Source organism: Cellulomonas sp. IC4_254, from assembly GCF_011603975.1.
GTDB lineage: Bacteria > Actinomycetota > Actinomycetes > Actinomycetales > Cellulomonadaceae > Cellulomonas.
The window spans coordinates 1-15038 of the sequence record NZ_JAANNB010000018.1; the positions used below are offsets into that span (position 1 = coordinate 1).

A 15038-nucleotide genomic window follows, 5' to 3' on the forward strand; every position below is an offset into this window, starting at 1 on the left:
CGCGAGCGTGGCGCGCAGGAGGACCGCGTCGACGAGCGCCACGCGCCGGCCGGCGCGGACGATGGTCGTGGGCACACCGGCATCAGCGGCGTCGAGCACCGACTTCAGCTGCTCTCGCGCGCGGGCGCCGGGGTCGGCACCGAGGTGGCCGGCGCGCAGGCGGTGAGCCCGGCCAGCAGCGCCGCCCCGACGAGAGCGGCGGCGGTGGTGCGGCGGCGAGCCGGGCGCCGGCTGTCGAGCGGTGCGGCGGTCTCGTCGCCGGGTGCGGTCGCGCGGTCGATGGTGCGCACGGCGGCCTCCTCGCGGCCGGGCGGTGTCCGGGAGTCCCCGGCTGCGGCACCCCTGGCCTGCACGTCCAGCCTCGTGAGCGGGCCGGCGCGGCACATCGGGCGCGAGGCGGTGCCGGGAGGTTGCGCCTTTGGACGCAACGCTGCGTCGGAGGGAGGAACGGTCAGCCGGGCGGGCTCGCCCAGTGCTCATCGAGCCGGGCGACAAGGTCGTCTCTCGTCAGCCCGGCCAGATCGGTGTCCGTGAGCCCGAGCTCGCGCCGGGCGAGGAACACGAGCCGCGCCGGCAGCGTCTCCTCCGGCGGGGCCGGCGCGCCCCGACGAGGGACGACACCGTCGCTGACGCACGCCCAGAACTCGACCGTCGTCACCTGCAGCTGATCTCGGAGGATGTGCGACCACAACGACGGCCCGTAGACGGTGGAGTCGACCGGGCGGGAGATCCGGGTCCGCAGGATCCGCCCGTCGGGCAGCGGCAGCTCGTAGGTGGCGTGGTGCCGCACCCGTCCGCCGCGCGCGCCTCGCACCGGGGACCAGCTCTCCGTGGTGCAGAACCGTTCGTGGTCGTCCCGGGTCGCCGGTCTAGTCATGGGCGCCCGTCAGCCAGTCGCGCAGCTCGTCGTCCGTGGAGAGCTCGACGAGCTGCACGAGCGCCCACGAGTCCCGGTGGTTCGGCGCGTGCCGGAGGTGGTCCGTCCAGTCCTCGGCGTACTCCTGCAGCGCGGCGATCAGGTCGTCGACCGCCTCGTCGGTCGTGCGACCCGTGCCCGAGAGCGAGGTGCCGGGCATGAACGCCGCCCACTCGCCGGCCTCGTGGGCCAGCTGGACGTCGGGTCGGAGCGTGTGCGCGAGCGTGGCGCGCAGGAGGACCGCGTCGACGAGCGCCACGCGCCGGCCGGCGCGGACGATGGTCGTGGGCACACCGGCATCAGCGGCGTCGAGCACCGACTTCAGCTGCTCTCGCGCGCGGGCGACGGGGAGGTCGACGACGGACATGGGGCACCTCGGCGGATCTCGGCGGCTGCATGTACGCGATGTACATCGTGTCCTCAGCGTAACGGCGGCGGCGTGCCTCCGGCAGTCCGTCGACGTCGACGACCGGGCTCCGGGATCCGTCGCTCCGGCGGGCGCTCCCGCGTCGCTCGGGTTACGGTCGCCGCTCCCTCGAACTGATCGGAGGCACGACATGGGGTATGCCAGCAAGCTGCTGAAGAGCGCGGTCGTGGCGAAGGTGGCCCAGGTCGCCATGCGCGAGATGTCGAAGCCGGAGAACCAGCGCAAGGCCAAGGAGCTGCTGGGCCGGGTCACGAAGCGGGGCGGCGCGGCCGGGCGGGCCTGACCGGCGTACGGCGCCCGGTGGCTCACGCCGCCGACTGCACATGAGACGGGTCGAGTGCCTATCCGCCGGGTAGGCGCTCGACCCGTTCGCTGTTCACTCGGCGCAGGGCCGAGCGCCCGGCCGGGCGTAGCGGCGTCCGCGCGCCCGCGGCCGTCGCACTCGCGCCGCTAGAGTCGCCCGGATGGACCGCCGCGATGCGACCCGACCCCCGGTGGCGGGCGACCCTGACGACCCCGGCGGCCCCGCGGGCATCCCGGCGGACGAGGCCGGTCGCCGTGCCGGCCTCGCGGCGATCCGGGACTCGGCGCTGGACCTCGGGTTCGGCGAGGGCGACGTATTCGCCGTCGAGGGGTACCCGACGTCCCTGAGCAGCGAGCACGTCGATCTCCGCCTGCGCGGGCCGCTGTTCGAGATCCGCTACTCCGACCTGGGCCGGGAGACCGTGCTCGCTCGGCTGGCGCGGGTCGAGGACGCCCGCCGGGCGTTCCTGGAGGCCGTCGGCCGTGAGGCGCAGTACCGCGGGTACGACGTCCCACCAGGACTGCTGCCGGCCCGGCGCCCGCGCGCGGACTCCGGGTCGGCCGCCGTCGCCGACGAGCGAGCACGGCTCGACGCGTTCACGAGCGCCCGCCGGGAACGCCGGCGTGCCGTGGCGGACCCGAGGTCCGAGGTCTACCCGGACGACTGGTGATCGCCGACTGCACATGAAACGGGTCGAGTGCCTATCCGCTGGATAGGCACTCGACCCGTTCGCTGTTCACTCGGCGCGCGCGCCCGCACGCGCCCGGGTCAGGCCCCCGCGCCCCGTAGGCGCAGCACCGACCACGACACCGCCGGCAGCTCGACCGTCAGCACGCCGTCCGAGCCGAGCGTCGCGCTCGCGTTCGCGCGCGGCAGCACCGTCTCCGCGTCCTCCTGGGTCGCGCGCCAGTGCACGTCGTCGTGCGCGTAGGTCAGGGCCTCGACGACCTCGACCGCCCCGACGCCCCGCAGGTCCACCCGCAGCGTGGTCGGCGCGTCGATCGCCCGGTTCACCGCGAACACCGCCACGTCCCCGGTCTCCGCGTCGTACGTCGCGACCGCGTCGACCAGCGCCGACTCCCCGAACCGCGCGTTCTCGTACGTCGGCGCGTCCACCGCCACCTGCAGGACCTCGCCCTTGGCGTACTTCGACGTCAGCGCGAACGGGTGGAAGGTGGTCTGCCGCCACGCCGGGCCGCCGGGCTCGGTCATGATCGGCGCGAGCGCGTTCACGAGCTGCGCCTGGCTCGCCGAGTGCACCCGGTCCGAGTTCCGCAGCAGCGAGATGAGCAGGTTCCCCACGACCACCGCGTCGGCGACCGTGTAGACGTCCTCCTCCAGCCGTGGCGCGACCGGCCAGTCCTCGCCCTTGGGGAGCGCGTCGTCGTTCTCGTGGTACCAGACGTTCCACTCGTCGAACGAGATGTTGATCCGCTTGGCGGTCTTGCGCGCCGCGCCGACGGCGTCCGCGGTCGCCGCGACCGTCGCGACGAAGTGGTCCATGTCCTGCGCCGACGCGAGGAACGAGCCGAGGTCGCCGTCCTGCTCGTGGTAGTAGGCGTGCGCGGAGATCAGGTCGACCTGGTCGTAGCACTCCTCGAGCACCTCGCGCTCCCAGGTGCCGAACGTCGGCATGCCGGAGCCGGACGAGCCGCACGCGACGAGCGTCAGGTCGGGGAACATCTGCCGCATGCCGCGCCCGGTCTCGGCGGCGAGCCGGCCGTACTCGCGGGCGGTCTTGTGGCCGAGCTGCCAGGGGCCGTCCATCTCGTTGCCGAGGCACCAGAACGAGATGCCGAACGGCTCGTCGGCGCCGTTGGCGCGGCGCTGCTCGGCGCGGGCGGAGCCGCGACGCTGGTTCGCGTACTCCAGCAGCTCCAGCGCCTCCGGCAGCCCGCGGGTGCCGAGGTTGACCGCCATCATCGGCTCGGCGCCGGCGGCCTCAGTCCAGGCCATGAACTCGTGCAGCCCGAACGCGTTGGTCTCGGTCGAGTGCCACGCGAGGTCGAGCCGCTCGGGGCGGTTCTCGACCGGGCCGACCCCGTCCTCCCAGTTGTAGCCCGACACGAAGTTGCCGCCGGGGTAGCGGACCGTCGAGATGCCCATCTCGCGGGCGAGCGCGAGCACGTCGCCGCGGAACCCGTTCGCGTCGGCGGTGGGGTGGCCGGGCTCGAAGATGCCCGTGTAGACGCACCGGCCCAGGTGCTCGACGAACGTGCCGAAGGTGCCGCGGCGGACCGGGGCGACCGTGAAGGCGGGGTCGATGACGACGGTGGCGGAGTGCATGGGGGAGACCCTTCGTCGAGGTGCGTTCAGCGTTGAACTACGGCGGCGCCGCCCACTGTAGTCCATCGTTGAACGAGCACGCGCGGCCCGGCGCCGGCGAGGCGAGGGGTCAGCGCGCGACGAGGTGGAACGGCGTGCCGATGTGCCCGCCCTCGCCCCGGCGGTCGCCGACGAGCAGGTCCAGGATCAGCCCGGTGGACGTCGCCAGGCCGGGGTCGATCGTCGTCAGCGGCGGCACCAGGAACCCGCCCTCCTCGATGTTGTCGTACCCGACGACCGCGACCCGCTCCGGCACCGGGACGCGGTGCACCCCGAGCGTGTAGAGCGCCCCGAACGCCAGCGAGTCGTTGAAGCAGAACACCCCGTCGAAAGCGACGCCGTCCGCCAGCAGCTGCTCGACGGCCGCGGACCCCTCGGCCCGGTTGTACGCGTCGACCTCGACCAGCAGCGCCGGGTCCAGCGGGATGCCCGCGGCGGCGAGCGCGCGCCGGTAGCCCTCGAACCGCACGTGCCCCGTCGAGCCCCCGTCGCCGGGCTGGAACCCGATCGCGGCGATCCGGGTCCGGCCCTGCTTGATCAGGTGCCGCGTCGCCGTCTCGGCCGCCGCGGCGTTGTCCGGGCCGACGTGCGGGACGGTGTCGGAGGCCAGGCCCTCGCCGTGCTCGCCGATGAGGACGAGCGGGACGGTGCTCCGCCGCGCCGCCATGTCCTCCCGGGTGAGCCGCAGCGGGCTGAACACCAGGCCGTCGATCGCGGGCAGGTCCTCGGACTCGAGCATCGACAGCTCGACCTCGCGGGTGCCCTTCGACTGCGTGACCAGCACCGTCGCCCCGCGGGCCTCGGCGGCGGTGACGAACTCGGACGCGAACTCGGCGAAGTACGGCTCCCGCAGGCTCGGCACGCACAGGGCGATCAGCCCGCTCCGCCCGCTGCGCAGCTGACGGGCGGCGAGGTTGGGGCGGTAGCCGAGCTCGGCGATGGCGGCGAGGACGCGCTCGCGCACGGGGGCGCTGACCCAGCCGGTGCCGTTGACGACGTTGGACACGGTCTTCGTGCTGACGCCCACGCGCTCGGCGACGTCGGCGAGCCGCACTCGAGCCACGGGCCGTCCTCTCGTCGTCGCGCATCCGCCAGGCGACCGGGCGACGGCGTCGGGTCGCCGCGAGCGGCTTCGTCGCGCCCATGCTACCGGCGGCCCACCCCAGGGGTTCGACGTCGAACTCCGTTCTCGGCGGACGGGGCGGCGTGGCACGATCCCTTTCGTGACGAGGCCCGCCGCACCGATCACGCGCTCCCGCGTCGCCCCGCTGCGCATCCGGATGACCGGCCGTGATCCGCGCGAGGAGCGCCGCGCCGCCACCCCGCTGGAGCTGCTCTTCGACCTCACGTTCGTCATCGCCTTCGGGCGCACGGCGGAGGAGCTCGCGGTGCTGGTCGCGGACGGCCACGTCGGCCCGGCGATCATCGGGTTCGCCTTCGCCACGTTCGCGGTGTCCTGGGCGTGGATCAACTTCACCTGGTTCGCCTCGGCCTACGACACCGACGACTGGCTGTTCCGCCTCACCACGATGGTGCAGATGGTCGGGGTGCTGATCCTGGCGCTGGGCGTGCCGCCGATGTTCGAGTCGCTGGCGGCGGGGGAGCACCTGGACAACAAGGTGCTGGTGCTCGGGTTCGTGGTCATGCGGGTGCCGATGGTGCTCCAGTGGAGCCGCGCGGCTCTGGCCGACCCGGAGCGCCGGCCGAGCGTCGCCGTGTTCATCACGACCCTGCTCGTGGCTCAGGCCGGGTGGGTGACGATCGCGCTGGTCGACCTGCCGACCGTCACGGCCCTCGCCTGCGTGGTCCCGCTGATGCTGCTCGAGGCCGTCGGCCCGGTCGTCGCCGAGCGGGTGCACGGCGGCACCCCGTGGCACCCGCACCACATCGCCGAGCGGTACGGGCTGGTCGTCATCATCGCGGTGGGCGAGGGGCTGACCGGCACGACGTTCGCGCTCGCCGCGATCATCGCGGAGTCCGGCTGGACCGTCGACACCGCGCTGCTCGGGCTGGCGGGGGTGGCGCTGACGTTCGGCCTGTGGTGGGCGTACGACGTGATGCCGAGCGGCGAGCTGCTGGCCGCGCGCCGGCGGCGGTCGTTCACATGGGGGTACGGGCACATCGTGCTGTTCGGGTCGATCATCGCGATCGGCGGCGGGCTGCACGCGGGCGCGTTCTACCTCCAGGGCGAGAGCACGCTGTCCGCCGTGGGGACGGCGCTCACCGTCGCGGTGCCGGTGGCCGTGTACGTCGGGACGTTCTACGCGCTGTTCGCGGTGCTGAGCCGGGCGCACGACCGGTTCCACCTGGTGCTCGTCGGGGTGTCGGCGGTGGTCGTGGTGGCGAGCGTGGCGCTCGCGGCGGCGGGGGCGCCGCTGGTGTGGTGCCTGCTCGTGCTGGCGGCGACGCCGTGGGTGACGGTCGTCGGGCACGCGTGGGCGGGGCGGACGGCGCAGACACGGCCTTGATCAGCGGGCCGTGCCTCCCCCGAAGTCTGATCGGAGGACGTGCGCTCGACAGAGGACCCACCACCACGTCACGGGGAGAGAGGTCTGGACCGCCCCGAAGGGGCGGCGTTACGGTCGGAGCTCAGCCGCATCCCGATTCGCTCGACGATGGGAGTGGCTGTGTTCAAGCACAAGAGGTCAGTGTCCGGCTGGGCGATCACCGCGCTCGCGACGGCCGGACTCGTGGGAGCAGCGCCGGGCGCGAGTGCGGACGGCGTGGGTGAAGAACCTGTCGCCGTCGACCTTGCCGAACTGCCTGTGGCGATCGCCAACCCAGACGTCCCCCTCGACGTCATCGCGTCGTTGCCCGAGGTCGTCCAGCTCTCGGACGTCACGATCGACTCGTCGTACGAGGTCGGCATGCTGATCGTCCATCCCGACGGGACACCCGTGGAGGGGCAGGACCCCGAGGTCATGAGCGCGGCGCGGAACTCGCGGGCTCTCTGCTCCGGTTCCGCCCTGGCGCCAGGAACCGGGTCGTTCGGTCCGGCGAGCACCTGCGGATCGGTGGTCTTCGGCTCGCCTGGCTACTACCGGAGCTACGTGTGGAACACCGGCGGCGTCGGGATCAACGCCCCGCGCGCGTGCGGGCAAGGCCGCGGCTTCACGTCGCAGGCGGTTCCTACGTGGTACTCGGTCGGCTGCGGGACCAACACTGGCGGGAGCGTGCACTGGGGGAACGTGCTCGGCAATCCTGCCTTCCGAGCGCAGAGCCTCAGCGTGCCGCTGTCGATCTCGGTGAGGTGGTCATCGTAACCGGGGACCGAGCGGCCGCACGCATCTGGCGTCGGCCGGGCATTCCGTTGCTCACCGCTGGCGTCGTCGTCACGGGGCTCGCGTTCGTCCCCGACGTGCTTCTCACCCTGCACCTGTCCGGCGGAGGGTGGTTCGGCGCCGTCGGGGCTGCTGTGGTCAACCGGCTCTCGATGACGTTGACGGTGCTGGGTTGCACGCTGCTGGTGGGTGGTCTGGTCGTGGCGAGCACGTCACGGCAGTCGTCCAGCCGTGGCTGACTCGCGGTACGGCGGAGGGCGCGCTGGACGAGCCCTCCGCCGTACCGCGGTCTACGGCCAGGACCTCGGGCGGCCGGCACACGGGAGCGGCATGGCTCAGCCCTCCGCCGCCCCCCGGTCCACCAGCGTGAACACGCTCGCCGGGCTCGACGGGTCCGCGTCGAGCGCGAGCCCGCCCTCCTGGTCCGCCACCACGACCCCCGCGGCCGAGGAGATGTTCACCTGGTCCGGCTGGTCCAGCGTCGCGACGTCGAGCTGCTGGTCCGGCGCGGCCGGGTCGCACGGCGCGACCGTGACGACGTCGTCGCCGGGCAGGCTCAGGCAGGACGGCTGCCCGTCGGTGGTGGCGGTCGTCCGGACCTGGAACGTCGTGCCCGTGGGCTGGAACACCCACGTCGTCGGGACGCCGCCGGCCTCGGCGGGGTCGGCGACGGTGGTGACGCCACCCTCGGCGGTGGTGGTGACCCACTCCCCGCCGTAGGTCTGGAGGTCGACCTGCCGGGTGCCGCCGAGCGGGTCGTCGGCGGCGGCCGTCGACGTCGCCTCGTCGGAGCCGGGCATGCTCGTCGCCACCGGGTCCGGGGCCTGCGTGCTGCCGGTGGTGCTGTCGGCCTCCGCGTCACCGCCGGTGCACGCCGACGTCCCGACGACGAGGGCGCCGGCCGCGAGGGCGAGCGCGAACGTGCGCGGGGTGCGGGTGCGCGAGCGGGTGGGGGTCGTGGTCACGGTGGTCCTCCTGCGGGTCGGCCCGACCGCTGCTCGATCGGTGGTAGCCGCGAGGGACGCTGCGGCACGCCCCTCACCTCGAACGTAACGAGACCCCGAGCAGGCGCAACCCCGCGACCAGGCGCGACGCACGCGCGAGGGGCGGACCCACCCGGGCCCGCCCCTCGCCTCGACCGTCCTACCGACCCGCGTCAGCCCTGCGTCAGCGGCGCCAGCGTGTCGTCGTCCTTGTACACGTCGGCCGCGTTCTCCTTCGTCACGATGACGGGCGTCAGCAGGAACGACGGCACGACCTTGACCCCGTTGTCGTACGACTCGGTGTCGTTGATCTCCGGGTCCTCGCCCTTCTGCAGTGCCTGGATCTCCTTGATCGTCTGCGCCACCAGCTCGCGGGTGTCCTTGTAGATCGTGGAGTACTGCTCGCCGGCCATGATCGACTTCACCGACTCGACCTCGGAGTCCTGGCCGGTGACGACCGGGGTCTCCTTGCCCGCCTGCGCCACGGACGTGAGCGCCGCGCGGCCGAGGGTGTCGTTCGGCGACAGCACGCCGTCGAGCTCGGTCGAGCCGTACGAGCCGGCCAGGATCGTGTCCATCCGCTTCTGCGCGTTCTCGGCCTTCCAGCCCTGCGTCGCGACCTGCTCGAACGAGGTCTGGCCGGAGACGACCACGAGGGTGCCGTCGTCGATCTTCGGCTGCAGGACGCTCATCGCGCCCTCGAAGAACGGCGTCGAGTTGGCGTCGTCCGGCGAGCCGGCGATGAGCTCGATGTTGTACGGGCCCTCGCCCTTGCGCTCGGCGAGGCCCTCGAGCAGCGCCTGGCCCTGCAGGACGCCGACCTGGTAGTTGTCGAACGCCACGTACATGTCGACGGCGTCGGTGTTCTTCACCAGCCGGTCGTAGGCGATGACGTGGGCGCCGGAGTCGACCGCCGCCTCGAGCTGTGAGCCCAGCTGCGAGCCGTCGATCGCGCCGACGACGATCACGCTGGCGCCCTGCTCGGTCATGGCCTGGATCTGGTTCTGCTGCTCGGTGACGCCGCTGTTCGCGAACTGCACGATGGGGTTGTACCCGGCCTCGGACAGCCCGTCCTTGAACAGCTGCTCGGCGAGCACCCAGTTCTCCGACGTCTTCTGCGGCAGGGCGACGCCGATGGTGGCGTCGGCCGCGAAGCCGCCGCCGCTCTCGGACGACCCGGCCGTCTCCTCGGTGGACGACCCGCCGCGCTCGGACGAGCAGCCGGACAGGAGCAGGGCCCCGGCGGCCCCGGCGGCGACCAGCGCCGCAGTCAGCTTCTTCATGGGTGGTGTCACTCTTCCTCGGTAGGGCACCCGTCGTTGGGTGCGGTCGAGCGTCGCGCCGGGGGTCGGCACGATGGAACACAGGTGTGGGGTCGGGGCGCGGCGCCGCGCGTCAGCTCCGCGCGAGCGTCTCGTTCTGGGACACCGGCACCGCGCCGGTGCCCGCGGTGCTGTCGTCCGGCCCGGGGTCCGCGGGTCGGCCGCGGCGGGCGCCCTTCATCAGCAGCCCGACGATCGACGGCCGGCCCTGGACCTTGTTGTAGACGTCGAAGGCGACCGCGGCGAGGAGCACCAGGCCCTTGATCATCTGGGTGCTGTCGGAGCCGACGCCCATGAGCTGCAGGCCGTTGTTCAGCACCGCCATCACCAGGCCGCCGATGAGCGACCCGACGACGGTGCCGACGCCGCCGGAGACCGCCGCGCCGCCGATGAACACCGCGGCGATCGCGTCGAGTTCCCAGTTGGTGCCGTCGAACGGCCCGGAGGCGGTCGACCGGCCGATGAAGACGATGCCGGCCAGCGCCGCCAGCACGGACATGTTCATCATCACGAAGAAGTTGGTGCGGCGGATGTTGACGCCGGACAGGGCCGCCGCGACCTTGTTGCCGCCGACCGCGTACACGTGCCGGCCGGTGATCGTGCGGCTCGACACGAAGCCGTACAGCAGGACCAGGACCCCGAGGATGACGCCGGAGACCGGGAACGAGGTGCCGACGCGGCCGCTGCCGAACAGCACCGTGGCGTAGGCGATGACGGCGCCGAGGGCGACCATCCGCGTGATCGACACCCACAGCGGGACCGGGGTGCCGCCTAGGCGGCGGGCGGAGCGGCGCTTGCGGAGCTCGCCGTAGACGACGCCCGCGATGGCCAGGATGCCGAGCAGCAGCGTCCAGTTGTTCAGGCCGGTGTTCGGGCCCCACTCGGGCAGGTAGCCGGCGCCGAGCGTCTGGATCTCCTCGGGGACCGGGACGGTGTTCGACTTGCCGATGTACTGGTTCGCGCCGCGGAAGAACATCATCCCGGCGAGCGTGGTGATGAACCCCGGGATGCCGACGTAGGCGACCCAGAACCCCTGCCAGGCGCCGATCACCGCCCCGACGGCGAGGCCGAGCAGGATGCCCGCCCACCAGGGGATGCCCCAGTCCCGGATCGCCAGCGCCACGATGATGCCGACCACCGCGGCCACGGACCCGACCGACAGGTCGATGTGCCCCGCGATGATCACCAGCACCATGCCGATCGCCAGGATCAGCACGTACGAGTTGCCGTTGATGATGTTCTGCGCGTTGGTCGGCGTGAGCACCTTCCCGCCGGTCGCGATCTGGAAGATGATCACCAGCGCGATCAGCGCGAACACCATGCCGAACTGGCGGGCGCCGCCGCCGAACAGCTGCTTGAGAGACGTCATCGTCCGTGGGTCCTTCGTCGGGTTCCGCTGGGGGGCTGGATCAGTTCGTGAGGGCGGGGCTGGTGCCGGTCATGAGCCGCATCAGCGACTCCTGGTCGGCCTGCTCCCGGTCGAGGACGCCGGTGACCCGGCCCTCGAAGATCGTGTAGATCCGGTCGCACAGGCCGAGCAGCTCGGGCAGCTCCGAGGAGATGACCACGACGCCCTTGCCCGCGTCGGCGAGGCGCTGCACCAGGCCGTAGATCTCGTACTTCGCGCCGACGTCCACGCCGCGGGTCGGCTCGTCGAGGATCAGCAGGTCTGGCTCCGGGAACATCCACTTCCCGAGCAGCGCCTTCTGCTGGTTGCCGCCGGACAGCTTGGCGACGCCCTGCCGGACCGACGGCGTCCGGATGTTCAGCGACTTCCGGTAGTGCTCGGAGGCCAGGAACGCCAGGTCGGTGTCGAGCACCCGCCGCTTGGTGATCCGCCGCAGGTCCGCCGACACGATGGTGTCGAGGATGCTGTCCAGCAGGTTGAGGCCCTGGACCTTCCGGTCCTCCGGGACGTACGCGATCTTGTGGTCGATGGCCTGCTGGACGGTGTGCAGCTCGACCGGCTCGCCGTCGATGAGGATCTCGCCGCCGCGGAACCGCCCGTACGACCGGCCGAAGATCGACCGCGCGAGCTCGGTGCGGCCGGCGCCCATGATCCCGGCGAACCCGACGATCTCGCCGTGCCGCACCTCGAAGGCCGACCCCTTGCAGACCATCCGGTCGGCGACCGTCGGGTGCTCGACCCACCAGTCCCGGACCTCGAAGAACGTCTCGCCGATGTTCGGGGTGTGGTCCGGGAACCGGTGGTCGAGCGACCGGCCGACCATGCCGCGGATGATCCGGTCCTCGTCGACCTCGCCCGCGCCGGCGTCCAGCGTCTCGACGGTCTTGCCGTCCCGGATGATCGTGATCGAGTCGGCGATGGCGGCGATCTCGTTGAGCTTGTGGCTGATCATGATGCTGGTCATGCCTTTGGCGCGGAGGTCGCGCAGCAGGTCCAGCAGGTGCGCGGAGTCCTCCTCGTTCAGCGCCGACGTCGGCTCGTCGAGGATGAGCAGCTTGACGTCCTTGGCGAGCGCCCGGGCGATCTCGACGAGCTGCTGCTGGCCGACGCCGATGTTCTTGACCTGCTCGTCGGGGGAGAGGTTCAGGTCGACCCGTGCGAGGAGCTCCGCGGCCTTCTCGCGGGTCGCGTCCCAGTCGATGCCGAGCGGCGCGGCGACCTCGTTGCCCAGGAAGATGTTCTCCGCGATCGACAGCTCCGGGATGAGCGCCAGCTCCTGGTGGATGATCACGATGCCGGCCCGCTCGCTGGACTTGATGTCCTTGAACCGGACCTCCTCGCCCTGGTAGACGATCTCGCCCTCGTACGTGCCGTGCGGGTAGACGCCGGACAGGATCTTCATCAGCGTCGACTTGCCGGCGCCGTTCTCGCCGCAGATCGCGTGGATCTCGCGCTCGCGCACCGTCATCCGGACCTGGTCCAGCGCCTTGACGCCGGGGAAGGTCTTGGTGATCGACCTCATCTCGAGGACGACGGGGGTGTCCAGCATCGTGCCTGCTCTCTGTGCCGCGCTGCACGGCCGGCGTCGGTGCCGGTCTGTCGAGCTCGCGGTGGACGCTAGGACCGCCGCGGGTTTCCCGTCAACCTCTGAAGGCAATCTGCCGGGTCGGCGTGACGGAATCGTGACCGGACGCGGGCCAGGTGGTCGGTTTCTGGGCGAACCGGGGCGAGGCGGGCGCACTGCGCGGTCCGGGCGGGGGTTTGCCCACAACTTCTGAAGGCAATCGAGCGTGGCGCGTGAAGCCAGGGTCAGCGCGTCGCCCACGCCGGGCGGACGGCGCGGGTGGCCCCGGCGATGGCCCCGATGATCTCCTCCGGCGCCGACGTCGCCGCGTCGAACGAGCCGTTGTTCCGGCCGTGCCGCAGCACCTCGATCCGGTCCGACACCGCCCGCAGGTCGGCCAGGTTGTGGCTGATGATGACGACGCCGAGGCCCATCTCGCGCAGGCGCTCGACCAGCATCAGCACCTCGGCGGTCTGCACGACCGACAGCGCGGCGGTGGGCTCGTCGAGCACGAGGATCCGCGGCCGCGTCGTCAGCGTCCGGGCGATGGCGACCGCCTGCCGCTGCCCGCCGGACAGCTCACGCACGGGCGTCCGCACCGACGGCACCGTGATCGTCAGGTCCCGCAGGATCTGCGCCGACGCCAGCTCCATGCCGTCGATGTCCATCGGGCTGCGCTTCGACGCGCGCAGCTCCCGGCCGAGGAAGATGTTCGCCGCGACGCTGAGGTTCTCGCACAGCGCGAGGTCCTGGAACACGGTGGAGATGCCGAGTGCGTGCGCGCCGGCCGGGTTCGGGATGCTCACGGGGTCGCCGTCGATCTCGACGGTCCCGCTGTCGGGCTGGAGCACGCCGGAGATGATCTTGGCGAGCGTCGACTTCCCGGCCCCGTTGTCGCCCACGAGCGCGACGACCTCGTGCGCGTGCACGGTGAGGTCGGCGTCGGTCAGCGCCTCCACGGCGCCGAACCGCTTGGTGACCTTGCGCAGGGCGAGCAGGGGCGGGCCGCCGGGGCTCGGTCGGCCCTGCTGCTGCGTCGTCGTCCACTCCACGTCGAGTGCCACGGTCTCAGTCTCCGTCCGGCCGGGCGTATGTGGGGAGGGTCGTGCGGGTGCTTTCCAGCGCGAGCAGCACCGCGCCCATGGCCTCGGCGTTCGGGCCGAGCTCGGCGGCGACCACCTCGAGCGGCGCGATGTGGTTGAGCGGCACCCGCCGGCGGATGGCCTCGCGCATCGGGCCGATCAGCAGCTCGCCGGTCTCCGCGAGCTCGCCGCCGACGACGACGCACTGCGGGTTCACGGCGATGGCCAGGCCGGCGACCACCGCGCCGATGGTGGCGCCGGCGTCCTCGACGACCTGGCGGCAGCCGGGGTCGCCGTCGTTGGCGAGGGCGACGATGTCGCGGAGGGTGAGGCTGCCGCGGCTGGCTCTGAGTACTTCGATCAGCGCGGGCGCGCCGACGACGGTGTTGAGGCAGCCGCGGCTCCCGCACAGGCAGACGTGGCCCTGGGCGTCGACCTGGACGTGGCCGATCTCGCCCGCGGTGCCGGCGAAGCCGCGGTGCAGGTTCTTGTGCAGGGAGATGCCGGCGCCGGTGCCGTGGGAGGCGCGGACGTAGACCGAGTCCTGGAAGTGCCGGCTCGCGCCGAGGCGGCTCTCGGCGAGGGCGCCGAGGTTGGCGTCGTTGTCGACGAACACGGGGACGCCGAGGCGCTTCGACATCACCTGGGCGACGGGGGCGTCGTCCCAGCCGCGGAGGATGCCGGGGACGGAGACGGTGCCGGTCGCGGCGTCGACGGGGGCGGGGAGGCCGATGCCGATGCCGAGGAGCTCGTCGAGGCCGGAGCCGACGCGCTCGAGGATCTCGACGATGAGGAGGGCGGCGCGGTCGAGGCTGGTGTCGGCGCGGTGCTCGTGGGGGAGGGGGAGGGCCTGCTCGACGAGGACCTGGTGGGCGGAGTCGGTGAGCGTGATGCTCATGTGCCTGGTGCCGACGTGGACGCCCGCGGCTAGGCCCGTGCGGTGGACCATTGTGACGAGCATGGCGCGGCGGCCGTTGTGGATCGTGGCGCGGACGTCGACCTCGCCTGCGCTCTGGAGCTCGCGGACGATGTTGCTGACCGTGGCTGCGCTCAGGCCCGTGGTGGAGGCGAGCTCGACCTGGGTGAGGCCGCCGTAGCGGCGGATGGTGTCGACGACGGTGGCGCGGTTGGCTTCGCGCAGGGCGGTCTGGGAGCCGGCCATGTGGGGTGGGGCCTCCCTTTCCGCCGCGCCGGTGCTGGTGAAGGGAGGGTACTCCTGGGCCGCCGGCGTTCACCGAGCGCTCCACGAGCGTGCCTGGGCCTACGGCGACCCGACACGGAAACGTGCCGAGTGTCGGCTCATCGCCTGGTAGAGCCTGCCTGCGAGAGGCAATCCGCTGCGGCGGTGCCTTCAGCGGCCGGGTGTGAGCCAATTGAGTGATCTACCTCGCGCGGTGAGCATCTGCGGTGGATGCCTGGGGTTGCT

16 protein-coding genes are annotated in these 15038 nt (G+C 72.3%); 5 read left to right on the forward strand and 11 right to left on the reverse strand.

Annotated features, from left to right (window positions below):
* Positions 1–104: 104 nt before the first annotated feature.
* The 3 genes from G6556_RS03415 to G6556_RS03425 form a co-directional block, all read right to left on the reverse strand.
* Positions 105–290: a hypothetical protein gene (locus tag G6556_RS03415; RefSeq protein ID WP_166938628.1), complete on the reverse strand. Its 186-nt coding sequence runs from the start codon at positions 288–290 to the stop codon at positions 105–107.
* Between the two features lie 161 nt (positions 291–451).
* On the reverse strand, positions 452–877 hold the full coding sequence (locus G6556_RS03420) for a cytotoxic translational repressor of toxin-antitoxin stability system (RefSeq protein WP_166938629.1): 426 nt from the start codon (positions 875–877) through the stop codon (positions 452–454).
* Positions 870–1283, reverse strand: a complete 414-nt coding sequence (locus G6556_RS03425) for a prevent-host-death protein (RefSeq protein ID WP_166938630.1) — start codon at positions 1281–1283, stop codon at positions 870–872. Before G6556_RS03425 ends, G6556_RS03420 begins: the two co-directional genes overlap by 8 nt.
* Before the next feature lie 190 nt (positions 1284–1473).
* Here G6556_RS03425 and G6556_RS03430 point away from each other — a divergent pair, with 190 nt between their 5' ends.
* The gene (locus G6556_RS03430) at positions 1474–1626 is read left to right on the forward strand and encodes a hypothetical protein (protein ID WP_166938631.1); all 153 of its coding nucleotides are present in this window, start codon (positions 1474–1476) and stop codon (positions 1624–1626) included.
* 181 nt (positions 1627–1807) lie between these two features.
* The gene (locus G6556_RS03435) at positions 1808–2317 is read left to right on the forward strand and encodes a hypothetical protein (RefSeq protein ID WP_166938632.1); all 510 of its coding nucleotides are present in this window, start codon (positions 1808–1810) and stop codon (positions 2315–2317) included.
* Positions 2318–2415: 98 nt separating this feature from the next.
* Here the strand turns inward: G6556_RS03435 and G6556_RS03440 are convergent, their stop codons facing one another.
* Together G6556_RS03440 and G6556_RS03445 are read right to left on the reverse strand one after the other, a co-directional pair.
* Positions 2416–3933 (reverse strand): alpha-N-arabinofuranosidase, encoded by a 1518-nt coding sequence (locus G6556_RS03440; RefSeq protein ID WP_166938633.1) that lies wholly within the window; start codon positions 3931–3933, stop codon positions 2416–2418.
* A 109-nt stretch (positions 3934–4042) separates the two neighbouring features.
* The gene (locus G6556_RS03445; RefSeq protein WP_166938634.1) at positions 4043–5035 is read right to left on the reverse strand and encodes a LacI family DNA-binding transcriptional regulator; all 993 of its coding nucleotides are present in this window, start codon (positions 5033–5035) and stop codon (positions 4043–4045) included.
* A 160-nt stretch (positions 5036–5195) separates the two neighbouring features.
* Here G6556_RS03445 and G6556_RS03450 point away from each other — a divergent pair, with 160 nt between their 5' ends.
* The 3 genes from G6556_RS03450 (at position 5196) to G6556_RS03460 (ending at position 7492) form a co-directional block, all read left to right on the forward strand.
* Positions 5196–6440 (forward strand): low temperature requirement protein A, encoded by a 1245-nt coding sequence (locus G6556_RS03450; RefSeq protein ID WP_346774700.1) that lies wholly within the window; start codon positions 5196–5198, stop codon positions 6438–6440.
* Positions 6441–6599: 159 nt separating this feature from the next.
* On the forward strand, positions 6600–7235 hold the full coding sequence (locus G6556_RS03455; protein WP_166938635.1) for a hypothetical protein: 636 nt from the start codon (positions 6600–6602) through the stop codon (positions 7233–7235).
* Positions 7223–7492 carry a hypothetical protein gene (locus G6556_RS03460; RefSeq protein ID WP_166938636.1) on the forward strand — a complete coding sequence of 90 codons (270 nt, stop codon included), beginning with the start codon at positions 7223–7225 and terminating at the stop codon, positions 7490–7492. The genes G6556_RS03455 and G6556_RS03460 overlap by 13 nt, the downstream gene beginning before the upstream one ends.
* Before the next feature lie 96 nt (positions 7493–7588).
* Here G6556_RS03460 and G6556_RS03465 read toward each other — a convergent pair whose 3' ends face one another.
* From G6556_RS03465 to G6556_RS03490, 6 genes are all read right to left on the reverse strand, one after another.
* Positions 7589–8218 carry a hypothetical protein gene (locus G6556_RS03465; protein ID WP_166938638.1) on the reverse strand — a complete coding sequence of 210 codons (630 nt, stop codon included), beginning with the start codon at positions 8216–8218 and terminating at the stop codon, positions 7589–7591.
* A 191-nt stretch (positions 8219–8409) separates the two neighbouring features.
* Complete coding sequence (locus tag G6556_RS03470; RefSeq protein WP_166938640.1) at positions 8410–9519, reverse strand: sugar-binding protein; 1110 nt, start codon at positions 9517–9519, stop codon at positions 8410–8412.
* 112 nt (positions 9520–9631) lie between these two features.
* The gene (gene mmsB, locus G6556_RS03475; protein ID WP_166938641.1) at positions 9632–10927 is read right to left on the reverse strand and encodes a multiple monosaccharide ABC transporter permease; all 1296 of its coding nucleotides are present in this window, start codon (positions 10925–10927) and stop codon (positions 9632–9634) included.
* Positions 10928–10967: 40 nt separating this feature from the next.
* Positions 10968–12515, reverse strand: coding sequence for a multiple monosaccharide ABC transporter ATP-binding protein (mmsA, locus tag G6556_RS03480; protein ID WP_166938643.1), 1548 nt, complete (start codon positions 12513–12515; stop codon positions 10968–10970).
* A 260-nt stretch (positions 12516–12775) separates the two neighbouring features.
* A complete protein-coding gene (locus G6556_RS03485) occupies positions 12776–13582 on the reverse strand; it encodes an ATP-binding cassette domain-containing protein (protein ID WP_346774701.1) in 807 nt (268 codons plus the stop codon).
* A 16-nt stretch (positions 13583–13598) separates the two neighbouring features.
* Positions 13599–14774 carry an ROK family transcriptional regulator gene (locus G6556_RS03490; RefSeq protein WP_166938647.1) on the reverse strand — a complete coding sequence of 392 codons (1176 nt, stop codon included), beginning with the start codon at positions 14772–14774 and terminating at the stop codon, positions 13599–13601.
* Positions 14775–15038: the final 264 nt, after the last annotated feature.